At 40.7% G+C, this 15,115-nt stretch carries 12 protein-coding genes, 1 tRNA gene and 1 riboswitch; of the genes, 7 read left to right on the top strand and 6 right to left on the bottom strand.

Features of this window, described 5'->3' with window-relative positions:
* Positions 1–18: 18 nt before the first annotated feature.
* The gene (locus tag V6M43_RS14555; RefSeq protein ID WP_332736475.1) at positions 19–1,500 is read right to left on the bottom strand and encodes a trypsin-like peptidase domain-containing protein; all 1,482 of its coding nucleotides are present in this window, start codon (positions 1,498–1,500) and stop codon (positions 19–21) included.
* 136 nt (positions 1,501–1,636) lie between these two features.
* Entirely contained in the window at positions 1,637–2,638 is a 1,002-nt protein-coding gene (locus V6M43_RS14550) for an acyl-CoA reductase (RefSeq protein WP_332736473.1), read from the bottom strand.
* A gap of 57 nt (positions 2,639–2,695) precedes the next feature.
* On the opposite strand from V6M43_RS14550, the gene V6M43_RS14545 reads away from it, so the two are divergent.
* The 4 genes from V6M43_RS14545 to V6M43_RS14530 all read left to right on the top strand — a co-directional run bounded on the left by V6M43_RS14545 (position 2,696) and on the right by V6M43_RS14530 (position 5,389).
* A complete protein-coding gene (locus tag V6M43_RS14545; RefSeq protein ID WP_332736471.1) occupies positions 2,696–3,043 on the top strand; it encodes a 4Fe-4S dicluster domain-containing protein in 348 nt (115 codons plus the stop codon).
* Between the two features lie 151 nt (positions 3,044–3,194).
* On the top strand, positions 3,195–4,187 hold the full coding sequence (locus V6M43_RS14540) for a D-alanine--D-alanine ligase (protein WP_332736469.1): 993 nt from the start codon (positions 3,195–3,197) through the stop codon (positions 4,185–4,187).
* Between the two features lie 45 nt (positions 4,188–4,232).
* Entirely contained in the window at positions 4,233–5,054 is an 822-nt protein-coding gene (locus V6M43_RS14535) for a PASTA domain-containing protein (RefSeq protein ID WP_332736467.1), read from the top strand.
* 23 nt (positions 5,055–5,077) lie between these two features.
* Positions 5,078–5,389: a rhodanese-like domain-containing protein gene (locus V6M43_RS14530; protein WP_332736465.1), complete on the top strand. Its 312-nt coding sequence runs from the start codon at positions 5,078–5,080 to the stop codon at positions 5,387–5,389.
* A gap of 231 nt (positions 5,390–5,620) precedes the next feature.
* Here V6M43_RS14530 and V6M43_RS14525 read toward each other — a convergent pair whose 3' ends face one another.
* Positions 5,621–7,969 carry a TonB-dependent receptor gene (locus V6M43_RS14525; protein ID WP_332736463.1) on the bottom strand — a complete coding sequence of 783 codons (2,349 nt, stop codon included), beginning with the start codon at positions 7,967–7,969 and terminating at the stop codon, positions 5,621–5,623.
* 63 nt (positions 7,970–8,032) lie between these two features.
* Positions 8,033–8,142: riboswitch (TPP riboswitch) on the bottom strand.
* Between the two features lie 97 nt (positions 8,143–8,239).
* Between V6M43_RS14525 and V6M43_RS14520 the strand changes: the two genes are divergently transcribed.
* The 3 genes from V6M43_RS14520 (at position 8,240) to V6M43_RS14510 (ending at position 9,875) form a co-directional block, all read left to right on the top strand.
* A complete protein-coding gene (locus V6M43_RS14520) occupies positions 8,240–8,959 on the top strand; it encodes a head GIN domain-containing protein (protein ID WP_332736461.1) in 720 nt (239 codons plus the stop codon).
* 19 nt (positions 8,960–8,978) lie between these two features.
* Positions 8,979–9,692 (top strand): head GIN domain-containing protein, encoded by a 714-nt coding sequence (locus V6M43_RS14515; protein ID WP_332736459.1) that lies wholly within the window; start codon positions 8,979–8,981, stop codon positions 9,690–9,692.
* A 111-nt stretch (positions 9,693–9,803) separates the two neighbouring features.
* Positions 9,804–9,875, top strand: a tRNA-Met gene (locus tag V6M43_RS14510).
* A gap of 34 nt (positions 9,876–9,909) precedes the next feature.
* On the opposite strand, the gene V6M43_RS14505 is transcribed toward V6M43_RS14510, so the two are convergent.
* The 3 genes from V6M43_RS14505 to V6M43_RS14495 are packed head-to-tail and all read right to left on the bottom strand — an operon-like array spanning position 9,910 to position 15,030.
* Positions 9,910–10,947, bottom strand: a complete 1,038-nt coding sequence (locus V6M43_RS14505; RefSeq protein WP_332736457.1) for a sensor histidine kinase — start codon at positions 10,945–10,947, stop codon at positions 9,910–9,912.
* Positions 10,944–11,996, bottom strand: a complete 1,053-nt coding sequence (locus V6M43_RS14500) for a sensor histidine kinase (RefSeq protein ID WP_332736455.1) — start codon at positions 11,994–11,996, stop codon at positions 10,944–10,946. Before V6M43_RS14500 ends, V6M43_RS14505 begins: the two co-directional genes overlap by 4 nt.
* Complete coding sequence (locus V6M43_RS14495) at positions 11,977–15,030, bottom strand: ligand-binding sensor domain-containing protein (RefSeq protein WP_332736453.1); 3,054 nt, start codon at positions 15,028–15,030, stop codon at positions 11,977–11,979. The genes V6M43_RS14500 and V6M43_RS14495 overlap by 20 nt, the downstream gene beginning before the upstream one ends.
* Positions 15,031–15,115 lie beyond the last annotated feature (85 nt).

Raw genomic sequence — 15,115 nt, 5'->3', positions numbered from 1 at the left:
TTATTGGTTTTTCTATTGTTAATCTAACTTCATTGGGTATCTGAAAACACCCTCATATCCGGGATACATTCCATCCAGGGTAACAGATATTCCCGCCTTTTCCATTTCTAAACGAAAGTCATCTACAGTATTCACTTCTTTTCCATTCACTTTGAGGATCACAAAACCTTCTTCCATTCTTGTTTTGGAAAAGGCGCCATTCTCATCAATCGATTTCACGATCACCCCACCCTTGATCCCCATCTCTTTTGCAAGTTTTGCATCTATGGTTGCCATATCTGCGCCTAGCTTATCTAAAACACTTGTCTTGACTACATCCGTGGTTCCGCTGCTATTCCTTAAGATAACATCGCTTATCATTTCTTTTCCATCTCTGCGGAAGCCGATCTTTACCTTATCACCAGGCCTATAGGTAGCGATCTGCCCCACCATCTCTGCTCCCGATCTTACAGGCACATTATTAATGCGTGTAATAAAATCGCCTTTTTTTATTCCTGATGCTGCTGCGGCTCCATCTTTTGTAACATCCATCACAAAAACTCCTTCGCCAGATTTAATCCCCTCCTGGGTCTTCACTTCCTCACTTAAATTATCAGGAGCATAGTTAATACCAAGATAAGCACGCTGAACGGTTCCAAATTTCATAAGATCAGCTACGATCTTCTTAACCATATTAACCGGAATGGTAAAAGAATAGCCTGCATAAGATCCTGTTGGAGATGCAATGGCAGAATTTATTCCTATAAGTTGCCCGGCAGTATTAATGAGCGGTCCGCCACTATTACCGGGGTTTACTGCCGCATCTGTTTGTATGAATGACTCAATAGGAGTGCGGCTCTGCCTGCGGTTAATTTCAAGAGTCCGGCTTTTCGCACTTACGATACCAGCAGTAACAGTTGTTTCCAGATTCAGGGGATATCCTATTGCCAAAACCCACTGACCTACTCTCACTTCATCCGAATTGCCATACATCAGGAATGGCAGCCCCTTCGCGTCTATCTTGATCAATGCAAGATCACTACTGGGATCAGATGCCACAAGTTTGGCCTTGTAGGATTTCTTATCACTCATAGTTACCGTAATATCATCAGCTCCGTCTACCACATGGTTATTTGTTACGATGTAACCATCATCACTTATTATGGCGCCTGAACCGGAAGCCATTTGTGGTAATGAACGGGGCGCCATGCCTTCATCCCAGTCGAATCCGAAAAGATCGAATAAGGGACTACGTTTGGGAAGATTATTGCTGGCAGTACGAGTACTCTTTGTTTTAATGTGAACTGTTGCGGGTATAGCACTGGCTGCTGCATCACTAAAGTCTGTGGGACTACCATTAATGCCGTCAAAAAAACCTGCATAATTGACAGGAACACGATTGCTGTCTGAGCCTATATAGGTATATGCTTCTTTGCTTACATATTTATTGTAGGCATACATACTTCCTATTGATGTGGCTGCACTGATCAGGATAACCGGTAAAATTTGCTGCAATTTCATATGATGATCCTTAATTTTTTAACTTGATGGTCAAACAATATGCCTGACGCACTACAAAATAACGAAGGTGACAAGGTTTCAGTTGCATCGTAATCCAGTTTAACAATAGTTTTACTAAGACCTTCGTAGATGACACTCATAAAGTTACCAAAAATGCCATTGTGTTAACATCGTCGGCATAATCTTCCCATCCAGGGCATTGAGCAGTTCCAAAAGGGGTAAGCCTATGTCCTACCAGGCATTGGACAGAAGGGTTACTCTTTAAGTTTTCCAGAACCAGTTCTCTATTTTCATAATGCTCATAATGCAGTTGGCTGATAGGGGAGTATAAGGAACTTGCTTCAACAAGTAATATAGAACCATTGGTCATGTAGTATTTATTATTGAGCAATTGAATGGCCAGCTGGTAATCGTAATTATTCTTGTATTTATTGTGTTCAAAAAAATACAGATACTTATTCATGGCACCTAAGAGAGGGATGAAATCGTAATTATGTGGCAGGTAAAGTTTGGTAACATTTCGGCAGCCTAATCCAAAGTACATGTTAATATCATCTGAAAGGAGGTTGAGTTCCTCAATTGTCTCACTGCCATCCAGAATTGCTGCTGAAGTTCGATTACGGCGAATTATATGTGGGTATTTGGAAAAATAATAGTCAAAATACCTGGAAGTATTGTCGCTTCCGGTGGCCAGGTAAGCATCACATCCTTTGAGCAATTCACCAAAGATTGTATTCTGCTTAACTTTATCCTCCCACTCATAAAGTTTTTTTATAAGATGTTCCAAAAGGATATTGTCTTTTGAGCTTAACTTGATCATGGCGCTATGTCCACTCATGAAAACACATAACCAATCATGGAAACCCACCATAGGAATATTGCCTGCCATAACGATCCCAACTGTTTTGGGTGATTTCTGAAGATTAGGAAGCTCGTATTTAGAAGCAACCTCGTCCAGTTTGACCCGGGAGAGGAAATTATTTGCAATATTAGTAGCCGATATGTCAACAAATTCATTCGTAAACCACGCATTGGTCAGGGATGCTTTTTGCTTAATACCCTGCCATTCAGGCCCATCGGCCTTGATATATTTACCCAATTCTACCAATAAATCGATCCTGTGTTGTAAATTCAACATGTACCTCTTAATTTGCGTGCAAAGTTAACTTATACAACCCACTAAAAATTTCTACTCATGGCTATCAAAATAACAGAAGAATGTATCAACTGTGGTGCCTGTGAACCCGAATGTCCGAATAATGCTATTTATGAGGGTGGCGTTGAATGGGCGCTCAGCGATGGAACATCCGTAAAAGGCAGTTTTGCTTTAATGGATGGTACCGTTTTAGACGCAGATCAGCGCAATAACCCAATAAGTGTTGACACTTATTATATCGTGCCCAATAAATGCACAGAATGCCAGGGATTTCATGAGGAACCCCAGTGTGCTGCTGTTTGCCCGGTAGACTGTTGTGTTCCGGACGAAATGTATCGGGAAACAGTGGATGAACTCCTCGCTAAAAAAGAAAGGTTGCATCTTTAAATTTCAGATTTTCAACGGGAAAATGTATCTTACAGGAACACAGTTTAATTGTAGCGAAAGCTACTTCGTATAGGTGGGTGATATTTCCCATCGTGTAACGGGTGAAGGATAAGATCCTTCACCTTTTTGTTAAAAACCAATTGATAAATAAATGAGCGAGAGACCAGTCATCGCCTTCCTTACCGGTGGATATTCCGCTGAGGCAGAGATCTCCTACAAATCAGCTATTACCATCGAAAAGAATATTGATACGGACAGATTTGAAGTTTACAAGATTGATATCCGGAAAGATGGATGGTGGCATACCGCCGCTAATGGCGACGACATACAGGTTGATCGGAATGATTTCAGCTTAAATTTCCATAATCAAAAGGTGGTGTTTGATGGAGTATTTATTGGCATCCACGGAACCCCGGGAGAAGATGGGAAATTACAGGGCTATTTTGACATGATCGGTCTGCCTTATACTACATGTGATGCTGCAAGTTCCGCCCTTACTTTTAATAAAAGGTACACTGTTGCAGTTGCAGCTTTTGCAGGTATTCACGTTGCAAGGTCATTGCACCTGTTTAGTAACCGCCATGCCTCCGCCGTTTCGATTGCTGCCCAGTTGAACCTCCCGGTCTTTGTCAAACCTAACAATGGTGGTAGCAGTATTGGAATGAGTAAAGTTAATAAGGCAGAAGATCTTCCTGAAGCTCTTGAGAAAGCTTTTCTCGAAGACGACCAGGTGCTTGTGGAGGAGTTTATTGAAGGAAGGGAGTTTACAATTGGTGTTTTCCGGCATAAAGGGGATATAGTTACGCTGCCTTTTACAGAGGTAATTACCAAAAAGGAATTTTTTGATTTTGAAGCAAAGTATGAGGGATTAAGTGAAGAAATCACCCCTGCAGTTGTAAGCGATGATATTGCCGAGAAAGTACGTCAAACAGCAGCAAAAGTTTATCAGGTTTTTAATTGCAGCGGAGTAATACGCATTGATTTCATTTATAATGAAGCAATCGGGCAACCTTTCCTCCTGGAGATCAATACTGTTCCCGGACAAAGTGAAGCCAGCATCGTTCCTCAACAGGTTAATGCTATGGGCTGGACGTTGCGTGATTTTTACTCAGCGCTCCTGGATGAAGCCTTGACGGGTAAATAATTTTCATTTTCTTTGAAATCCATTTCTTATTTTAAAAAGTAGCCTGTGTTTGCATCACTCTCAAAAAAATCTATTTGGCTGAATCTGTTGATAGCCATATTAATCGTGGCAGGATTGATTCTCTTATTCTTTAACTCGCTTGATTTTTTCACCAGGCATGGAGAGGAGGTAAATGTACCATCTGTTACAGGTAAATCTTTTGAGGAAGCAAGGGAACAATTAGAATCTATAGGCTTTGAAGTGGTGATCCAGGATTCCGTTTACCGCGATACCATTCAGGCCAGGGCAGTAGTGAAACAGTTTCCTGAACCAGAGGCAAAAGTAAAAAAGAACAGAACTGTCTACTTAACGGTTAATAGAACAGTTCCACCTGATGTAGTGATGCCCAACCTGGTCGGGATGAGTGTGCGAAATGCAGCCATAGTTTTAAAGCAGTTTGGACTAAAAATGGGTGACACTACTTACAAGCCTGATTTTGCCAAGAACTCTGTTCTTACCCAATTAAAAAATAAAGAAGAGATAAAGCCAGGAACCCGCTTACCTATGGGTACTCCAATCAATCTTGTTCTGGGTAGCGGATTATCGAATATTGATATGGGTGTTCCTGACCTTTTTGGAATGACTTATGCAGATGCAAAAGAAATTTTGAATGCAAGTGGAATTAGTTTTGGGGCAAGGGTTCTGGATGATGATGTTAAGGATACTGTCAATGCATTTATTTACCGTCAAAGCCCCGAACGTAATACTCCCGACCGGAGAGTGAACAGGATCAGGCCTGGACAAATGATTGATGTCTGGTTAAGTACCCAAAAACCTCAGCGTGATACCACAACCCGGGTAGCACCTGCTGTTGATAACAACTATTAATCAAAACCCGTAAATTTCTGATTATGGACATTATTACTGTTGAGGAGCTAAAAAGCCGTATGGATGCAGGGGAGAAGCTGAACATCATTGATGTGCGTGAACCCGAAGAATATGCAGAGTTCAATATTGGAGCAAAGCTTATCCCTTTGGGAAAGATCCAGTCAATGCAAATTGATGAATTAGAAGACCTGAAGAACGAAGAACTCATAATCCATTGCAGAAGTGGTAAAAGAAGTATGACGGCCTGCCTCTTTCTGGAAACAATGGGTTTCACCAATACAAAAAATCTTGCTGGCGGGATGCTTGAATGGCAGGATAAGTTTTCCGGAAAGTAATTAGGTTAGAAATTATAAAACAAAAGCGTGAGAGATATGAATCCTCACGCTTTTTTTGTTACCTGCCGCCGGCAAATAAAAAGACCAGGTAAAAGATCAAAATAATAGCGACGTTCAGGGCGATGGTTTTTTTCATCAGGTACGGATTAAAGTATCTAACTATAATCCTAAATGATGCCAAAGATGATTTTTACATATAGGAGATATACCGGTAATTCTACTTCGTAATTGTTACAATCGAATATTTACTCCCGCCATCCAGTTTATTCCCGCCATTGGATAAACGTAGTTTTCCGTATATAAGGTTTTGTCGTAAATATAGCTGAAGGTATAACCGTTTGGTTCGTATAGTTTATTGAACACATTATTCACCTGCAGCACCAATCCCAGCTCATCCAGGATCTTTCCTTTTATAGTATACCGGAAACGTAAATCCTGTGTGTAAAATGCCGCCAGACTTCGATCTGCTGATGAAGTATTATCAAGAAATTGTTTGCCCACATATTTCCCGATTATTGCTAATTCTGCATTTTTAAACGGAGTAACTAAAGCAGTTGCTGTTCCTATGACTCCTGGAGAAAAAGATATATCTGTTTTATCATAAGAATTTACCTTTTGTATACCCTCATCATAATCATCAATATACTCAGTGAATCCGATCACTTTGTTTTCACTCAAAGTAAGATTGCCAATCAAATGGAGCCAGCTGGCGGGTCTTGTGGCGCCCTGTAGTTCAATTCCAACCCTATAGCTTCGATCAATATTGGATCTCGTGTAGGCACCCACATCATTTATTTTTCCGGTAAGTACCAATTGGTTCCTGTAAATCATATAATATAGATTAGCACCAAATGAATGATTGCCATTCTTTCGTTCAAGTCCAACTTCAATATCATGTAGTTGTTCTCTTTGAGGTTGTTGTTCTTCACCCGCTTCAAAGTCGTCACGGTTTGGCTCCTTGTTGCCAACAGAATAGGAGGCAAAAACATTCCACTTATTTCTGGAATAACTTATCCCGGCTTTCGGATTGAAGAAATTATATTTAGTGGCAGTGGTTATTCCCGGATTGTTGCGAAAACCGGTTATATCATAACTCACATTGCGGTATTGCAAATCCAGAAAGCTAAGCCAGTTTGTTCCAAGTTTTTGCTGCCATTTCCCAAAAAAATTAAAATCCTTTTTCAAGGCATCATTGTCATACCACCTATGATCTTTACTTATTGCATTAGTTGCCCAAATCACTTTGCCGAAATGGTTGCCATCGTACTTCGTATAAGCGCCGCCGAAAGTAAGTTGGGTTAATTTATGTTTGTACTGCAGAGAATAAGTTGCTCCATAGAAATGATTGTCGAGCCAAAGTTGACGTACCAGGTCTGTTGTTTCCAGTTCTATTCCGCCTACAACCGGATTCTCTAACCCATAATCATTGTATGATTCTTCCGCTTTATATTGTTCGTAGTATCCTCTCCCGCGCGTAAGAAAAGTTGCGAGGTTGAGGGATAACTTTTCTGAAAAAGCATGGTTAAAGAATAGTTGATAATGATCCTGTTGGTAATTGTCTGTTTCATTGTCATAAGGTTCTCCCGGCTTTTCAGTGCCTGCACTATTGAAGGTGCGGTTGGTTTTGGCCTCTGCCTGTGGAAGGCCATTCCAGGCCTGATAGGTTTTTTCTTTACCTGAAAACACATTGAAACGAATACTCGACTTGTCGTTAAGATAAGCTCCTGAAACATAAAAGGATGAAAGGTTGGAGCTTGCCCTGTCAATATAGCCATCACTTGTTATCCGTGAAAGGCGTGCGTCAATAGTGAAATGATCACTTATTAGTCCACTGCCCGCCTTAACAGTATTTTTCCACGTATTGAACGACCCATAACTATTATTAATTTCAGCATAGGCTTCTTCATTGAATTCATTGGTGCTTATATTTATACTGGCACCAAATGCCCCTGCTCCATTACTGGATGTTCCCACACCCCGCTGAATTTGAATGCTGCTCACTGAGGAAGCAAAATCAGGCAGGTTCACCAGAAACAACCCCTGGCTTTCGGCATCGTTATAAGGAATACCATTGAGTGTCATATTGATCCTGGTGGCATCGCTCCCCCTGATCCTGATCCCCGTATAACCCACGCCATTTCCTGCATCTGAACTTACCACCACAGATGGGGTTTGGTTTAGTAAGAAGGGGAGGTCCTGACCCAGGTTCTGCTTTGAAAGTTCTCTCCCTGAAATGTTGGTGTGGGCAAATGGACTCCTGTCTCCGGCCCTCACCGCCCTTACCTCAACAGGCTGTAAGAATAGATTGTGCCTTTCCATTAAAACAGTATCAACATCTTTATCAATGGTAATTTTAGTAGTACGGAAACCAATACTACTAAGCACTGTGAAAGTTGAATTTGTGGGAATTATTGCATTACCATCAACATCCGTCATCACGGTATTGCCGTTCGGTAATTCAATTGTTACCCCTGTAAGAGGTTGTTTACTCTGTGCATCAATAACTGTAAGCCGGCGTTGTTGGGCCAGCAAGGGGAGAACTGACAATAAAGCGCAAATCCCCAAAAGCAATTTTTTCATTTGAAATAATTAGTTTGAAAAAATGATTTGAGAGAAATGCTGCGAAAGCAAAAGGAGGAATGAATAGATTTGAACCACCTTCCCTGCGCAGGCATTACCCTGTCCAGGTTCTACGGGTATTATCTCAGCATCCGGCAAGTATTACTCAGCCGGGAGCACCCCGAGGAATCTGTTGATTACGATTGTAACCGAAGCGAAATTAAGGTCATTTTTTTTAAATGAGCTGTAACTTTTTGGAATTGTGGTCCGTCTCACTCAAAATACCTTTTTATGAAGAAGATAATATTGATGGCTTTCATGGTTATGGCTGCAGCAGGTGCGTGGGCGCAAACAACTACTGTTAAGGATAGTAATGCCCGCACAAGAAATGTGAGTGGTTTTAAGGGAGTTAAGGTGTCAGCAGGCATCGAATTATTATTGCAACAGGGTGATAAAGATGCAGTTGCGGTGAGTAGCAGTAATCCCGATTATACCGATCGGATTACCACCGTGGTTGAAAATGGCGTGCTTAAAATAGGGATAGATAATAAGGGGCTGGACTGGAAATGGCGCAGGAATGTAAAATTCAAGGCCTATGTTTCTCTCCGTGAATTAGAAAGTTTGAGCGCATCATCCGGCTCAATGGTCAAAACGGGAAGTGCCATTACAGTTGATAAGCTCGAGCTTGATGCCAGTTCGGGAGCAATAATCAATGCAGAATTTAAGGCAAAAAGTATTAGTTCAGATAACAGCAGCGGTGCAATAACTGAATTAAAGGGTACTGTTGACCAACTCAGTGTTGAAGCCAGTAGCGGTGCAATTTTTAAGGGATATGATATTTCCAGCTTGAATTGTTCAGCTGATGCCAGCAGTGGTGCACTTATTCATGTAAATGTATCTAAAGAACTCAGTGCCGAGGCTAGTAGTGGCGGATTGGTAAACTACAAAGGAACTGGAACTATCAGGAAAGTGAGTACTTCAAGTGGTGGAAGTGTAAAATCTAAAAGTTAATTAAGCCTAAAACACTATCATGAAAACATTATTTCTTTCGCTGCTTGTAACATTTGCCTCATTGGCGGTGAAAGCACAGAAATTCATCATAAATGATCCTAATGCCCAGATTCGTACAGTAAGTAGCTTCAAGGGCATAAAAGCGGATACTAATTTTGATGTATATATTACCCAGGGAGATGAAGATGCCGTTGCCGTAAGTGCTTCCAGCGCAAATCAACGAGATCGGATAATCACTAAGGTGGAAAATGGTATTCTGAAGATTGGATTTAATGGTAATGGATGGAAATGGACTGGGAACCAGAAACTAAAAGCATATGTTTCTGTTCGGCAACTGGAAATGATAAATGCTGACGGGGCCTGTGACGTAGAGTTGATGGGAGTAATTAAAGGTGAGAAAATGAGCATTAAAATGGACGGGGCAAGCGATATCAACGGAGAACTGAATGTTAGCGAATTAGAAATGGTACTTGATGGCGCAAGTGATAGCAGGCTAAAAGGTAGGGCAGGCTCATTGTCAGTAAAACTCGATGGAGCAAGTAAGTTCAATTCTTATGGACTCATTACTGATTTTTGCGAAGTAGATGCAGATGGTGCTTCAAAAATGGAGATCACTGTTAATAAAGAACTCACCGTGAGTGCGGGTGGAGTGAGCAAGATCGATTTTAAAGGTACAGGCGTTATCCGCGATATGAGATCAAGCGGAAACGCAAAAGTTACAAAGAAGGACTAACATAGACCGAGACCGGCAAATACATAATTGAATTTCTTAAGCTTTCACAAAAAATATATTTCAATATTATTTGGCGGGAAAACTATTGCGCTGTACATTTGCAATCCAAATCGCGAAGTAGAGCAGCGGTAGCTCGTCGGGCTCATAACCCGAAGGTCGGAGGTTCGATCCCTCCCTTCGCAACAAAGAAAAAGCAGCTTTAAATCAGCTGCTTTTTTTATGCCCCCTCCCAAACCAGGGGTAGTACTACCATAAAATTCTTTTGCCCTTCAATTACCTGGAAACCATCGTGCCGAAGCAATTTATACTTAGATCGAATGTTCTGAAGACCAATTTTCGTAGAAGTTTCCATTTTTAGCTTACGCTGGAGGTTATTGTTGATCACCAATTGTTTTGCTGAGGTTGTAAAAATCTCCAAAACCAAAGGTTGTTCCTTACTGATAATATTATGCTTCACAGCATTCTCAACCACCAGCTGTAAACTATTTGCAGGTAAAGTATAGGGATAATACTTCCTGTCGATCTCAAAGTTGATCTGGAGACCGTCCCCATGCCGTGTTTTCAATAACTGGCAATAACTCTCAATGAAAGCCAACTCTGATTCAAGCGTGGATGCATTTTCATTATTTCTTAATAAATAGCGATACACCTTGCTCAATTCATTTAGAAACTGCTCGGCCTTTTTTTTGTCTTCAGATATTAAACCCGAAAGCGTATTAAAACAATTAAAAAGAAAATGGGGATTAACCTGGCTCTTCAGATTCTCGAATTCCTGCCCCAAACTCATTTGCTCAAGTAATTCCTGTTCTGCCAGACTTTCCTTGTATTTATCTATGGTATAGATAACTTCCCATAAAGTCTCGAATATTATATTGATGCATAAACCAACAAGCAAAAAACCTTTTAAATCCTGTGGATCGTATCTGTATCCGAGGATCTCAAATAGATGGAAGATCACCAGTATCAAAAGGATCGATGGAGTCATTACCAGCAGGTTGGTGAGTAATTTATACATCACTCTTGATTTTGTCTGGTTGAGTTCCGGATATCTTGATCTGATGAAATGGTCATACTGGTAATGCAAATACCATGAACCCATACCAAGTAAGAAAATCAAAGGTGGTGCAATAAACCAGGTACGCGGATCCTTATAAAATCTTTCATCATATAGTACCATTGATAAAATCACGCAAATCACCGGCATCGATAAAAGGAAGCCATACCATTGAACGGAAGGAGGGCGATAGAATTTCATAATATTATCTCCTTTTCTTTAATCAATGGCAGAGAAATTATTCTCTGATGCTCATTTTCTGATATAATCACCTTGTTCTCCTCCAGTAACCGGTATTTATTGAGGAGATTATCCAGCCCTTCTTCATAATCAATGATGTCCTTTCTTATTCTTGGATGTACAGAGTTAGTAATGGTTAGATAATTTTCATCAGTCGTGAGTATATCAATTTTCAGTGGAGCTTCGTTGCTGGCAGAATTAGAATATATAATGTTTTCAAGTATAACATGAAGGCTTAAAGGGGGCAGATGATACTTGCGCCTGGATGCGGGTATTTCAATGTTCGCTGAAATGGCATTCCCAAATCTGGCTTTTATAAGGTATAGGTAGGATAATGCAAACTTTAATTCTTCCTCAAGAGTTACCAGTAGTTCTTCATCGCTTCTTAACATATAACGATGCACCTTGGTCATCTCATTCAGGAATTTTTCTGCAGCATCTTCATTTTCACTTATAAGACTTGAAAGTGAATTGAAGCAATTGAAAAGAAAATGTGGATTCACCTGGCCTTTTAACCCGAGTAATTTTGTTTTCTTATATGCATTTTTCAATTGTTCGGTTTCTGTGATGGATCTTTTCCAACTATTCCAGTTCACCACTGCTTCGTTCAATAGTGTTATTACCGTACTTGAAATTGTTGCAAACAGAAATGCCCACCAAACATTAGAAACGATCAACGTGCAGCTCACAACGGGAAAAATATTATGTAAAGCATACAATCCCGTGATCATAAGTATATTCATAAACATGAAAACCGGAAGCATAACAGCAATACGTCTGAATAGATCTCCATTTGAAGGAAACCGGTCTCTAATTAGAAAAGCAACTCCCCTGAAACATAAGTAGGAGAAGAAGAGAAAGCAGGCAGAAAGAGCAAAACTGCTGAAGAATATCCGGAAACTGGTAAATACACATCTTCCAAATATGATTGCATTTATGCCAATCACAAATGGTAGCATCAGCCAAAGGAATATCAGGGGCTCAGCTTTACTATATTTTCTTAGAGCCATTTTTTTCTATTCTTACTTTTAGTGTGATCGTGGATCCGCTATTGTCATCTTTTATTGTTAACAAAGCACTGATAGTTCGTGCTCTTGCTTCCATTTCTCCGATATTTTTATTGAGTACATGATCTTTTCGTTCCATGTTTGTGCCGGGCGCATTTAACGATAAAAGGAGAAGGCCTTTCTCGAAATCCAGATTTATTCTGGTCAGTTTTGCATGGGAAAGCTCCACCAGGCTTACGATCGCAAGCTTATAGATAATAATGAACTCATGACGGAACTTCATATTGAAATTGAGTTCAGAAACATTTTTTTCAATATTCACCAGAACCGTTGCACCATGCCTGCTTCGCATAGCGTGTGCAACTTCATGTATCCTTTCTATTGTTTTAGGCATGCTGTCATTAGCAGGATCAATGCTCCATAGAACGTCATTCATAGCTATTACCATATTCCTGCTTTTTTGCTGGATATCGTAAATGAATTCCTTGGATTTTTCAGGATCCGTACTGGCTTTCATACCCGCAATTTCACTTAGCACATTGATATTTTGGAGCGTGCTGTTTACATCCTCATGCAGGTTGCCAGCTATTGCACTTCTCATCTGCCACTCACTTTTGACCCTCACCTGCCTCTGCTTGTCGAGCCAGTATAATCCACCTGCAAGTGATAGTGCCAGCAGAGAATAAAACCATGTTGAACGCCAGAATGGCGCTTTTACCACTATTGGTAAACTAGTGATTTGTCCGGGTTTCCCCTCAAGATCATAAGTGGCAATCTTGAGTTCATAATTGCCTGCCGGTAAGTAACTATATACTGCCTGTTTAACAACCCCCGTCTCATTCCATTCATCTTCCAGTCCTTCCAGTTTATAATAAATGCCGTAAAGATTTTGATATGTCAGCGTTGTAAATTCTACCAGTATAGAATTCTGATCATGTCTTAGTGTAAGTACTTTTTCTTTCTCTATGGAATCTGTTGGAAGATATTTATTCATTACAGATATCCCACTGATCTCAACTTTTGGCGGAATGTAATTATCAAATCTCACCTCGGCGGGATCAAATACGATTACATCATGGGAGGTTCCTATTGCAATCCGACCATCATAAAATGAGGTTACTGAAGCCGTGCTAAAGCTATTTGTATGCACGCCATCGGTAGCATTGTATGAACTGACCTTTGATTTTTTGGGTTGGTGGTTAAGGATACCCAGACCTGACGATATCCATATAAACCCCTTTTTATCTTTAGCCAGGTTGCCAATATCATTGGTGGGTAATCCATTCTCAAAACTGAAATGCCTGATATCGCCTGAATGCAGGTTCACAAAATTTAATCCATTTGCTGCTATTACCATGGTGCTATCATCATACTGCAATATGTCAGAACTCGAGTTTGACCTTAATGCCTTTCCCGGCTCGTCGTCACCAGTGTATCGTTTTACCACCTTACCATTTTTAGAATTGATATGGAATACTCCATTGGATGAAGTAGATGCCCAAATATTTCCAAGGCTATCAACCAGCAAACGTGCTATAGTGCTTTGGAGCTTCTGAACCAGGGTCCAGGAATCGGTGTCCGGATCCCACTTCACAATGTTTCCTCTTTGTGTTCCAAACCAAAGTTTTCCAGTTTTGTCCTCAACAACCTGCCTGACAGTACTATTTTCAAAAACAGGAGGACGGATTTTTTCTGTAGTATTGCTGGCTGCCCGGTAAATGAAAATATAGCCGTCCTGGTTACCTCTTACAACATCACCGTTTTCACGCTCATGTATACACCAGGTTAATCCTTCCCCTGCTTTTTCTCCCTGGCTTGAAATGGCCGTTTTGATGGGATTCAGGTTGCTGTCATAAGAAAATACCCCCGCCCCCCAGGTGCTTACAAGTATATTTCCATTTCTTGTCTGCAGCACGTCGGTTACATCAGGTGTGTAAATGGAATCATTACCTGGTCTTCTGTTTCTTAATACTTTGAATTTTTGGGCTGCAGGATTGAACCGGAATAAACCCTTATCTGAGGATATCCAGATATTACTTTCCCTGTCCTCAAATATCATGGAGATATTATCATACCGTATACTGAATTCTCCTGGTATATCATTCCGTATTATCTCAATATTTTTGGTTGCAGGCATTACCTTTCCGAATAAGTTATGACCCCATATCCAGATATTACCATCACGGGTGGCATGCAGTCCTCTGGGTGCATAATATTTATTGGAGAGGGCTTTTCCAATAATCTGATCCCAGTCGTTTTTCCTGTTGGTTGCCGGCTCATAGCTGCGAATAGTAAGTTTGGATGCCGGCCAGGATATACCCCAGAAAGTATTTAAAGGATCACGGTAGGCAAACACCACCTGGCGCAGGTCTGCAAAAGCTTCGATCACACTGTCGCCATCTGCATTGTTGTTTCTGAATGATATGCTCCTGTTGCGTGGATTATATTTTACTAGTCCGGAGTCAGTGCCAATCCAATAATTTCTTTGACCATCCTGCCATAAATAGTAAGGCTTCCAATTTCCGGGAAGTGCTATGTTATTCTTCGAGGAAGAAAATGTTGCCCTTGATTCGTCATATTTGAAAAGTGCATTAGCTGTCAGAACTAATAATACATCCCCATCCGCATCTACATACAGCCCGCCACCGGCTTTTTCACGCTTTTCTTTGGGATAATCAATGGTGATATTATGAAACGAGAAGTCGAATGTGTTGAGGTATCCCACCTTCATTCCATCCATTATCATCCATAACCGATCATTTTTATCCAGTAATAGGTTATGTATCATGCCTTCGGGGAGCGGGACGCCATTTGACCCTCGCCGGATACCGATGAATCGCTGACCGTCATACCTTTGGAGCCCGTTAAAAGTGGAGATCCAGATAAAACCTTTACGGTCTTGTTGAACCGACAGCACATGTTCTGAAGCAAGGCCATTATTTGGTCCAATGTGGGAAAAAAGATATTGCTGCAGTTGGGCGTTGGCAACCGATACCGGTGCCAAAATTATCAATAAGCAGACTAGCAGATGGTACAAATGAGGATGATTTACCTATTCAAATATATTAAACAGGCCCGGAAATTTCATTCGTTTGGCATTTAACCTGCATTTGACTACCTTT

Origin of the sequence: Flavihumibacter sp. (genome assembly GCF_036676075.1) — a bacterium.
Taxonomy (GTDB): domain Bacteria; phylum Bacteroidota; class Bacteroidia; order Chitinophagales; family Chitinophagaceae; genus Flavihumibacter.
Note: the sequence above shows the minus strand (reverse complement) of the source record. Positions and strands in the feature narration are given on the sequence as shown.

Coding starts and splice junctions, on each gene's coding strand:
- V6M43_RS14555 (WP_332736475.1), bottom strand. CDS start 1,500: ATGAAATTGCAGCAAATTTTACCGGTTATCCTGATCAGTGCAGCCACA.
- V6M43_RS14550 (WP_332736473.1), bottom strand. CDS start 2,638: ATGTTGAATTTACAACACAGGATCGATTTATTGGTAGAATTGGGTAAA.
- V6M43_RS14545 (WP_332736471.1), top strand. CDS start 2,696: ATGGCTATCAAAATAACAGAAGAATGTATCAACTGTGGTGCCTGTGAA.
- V6M43_RS14540 (WP_332736469.1), top strand. CDS start 3,195: ATGAGCGAGAGACCAGTCATCGCCTTCCTTACCGGTGGATATTCCGCT.
- V6M43_RS14530 (WP_332736465.1), top strand. CDS start 5,078: ATGGACATTATTACTGTTGAGGAGCTAAAAAGCCGTATGGATGCAGGG.
- V6M43_RS14525 (WP_332736463.1), bottom strand. CDS start 7,969: ATGAAAAAATTGCTTTTGGGGATTTGCGCTTTATTGTCAGTTCTCCCC.
- V6M43_RS14520 (WP_332736461.1), top strand. CDS start 8,240: ATGAAGAAGATAATATTGATGGCTTTCATGGTTATGGCTGCAGCAGGT.
- V6M43_RS14515 (WP_332736459.1), top strand. CDS start 8,979: ATGAAAACATTATTTCTTTCGCTGCTTGTAACATTTGCCTCATTGGCG.
- V6M43_RS14505 (WP_332736457.1), bottom strand. CDS start 10,947: ATGAAATTCTATCGCCCTCCTTCCGTTCAATGGTATGGCTTCCTTTTA.
- V6M43_RS14500 (WP_332736455.1), bottom strand. CDS start 11,996: ATGGCTCTAAGAAAATATAGTAAAGCTGAGCCCCTGATATTCCTTTGG.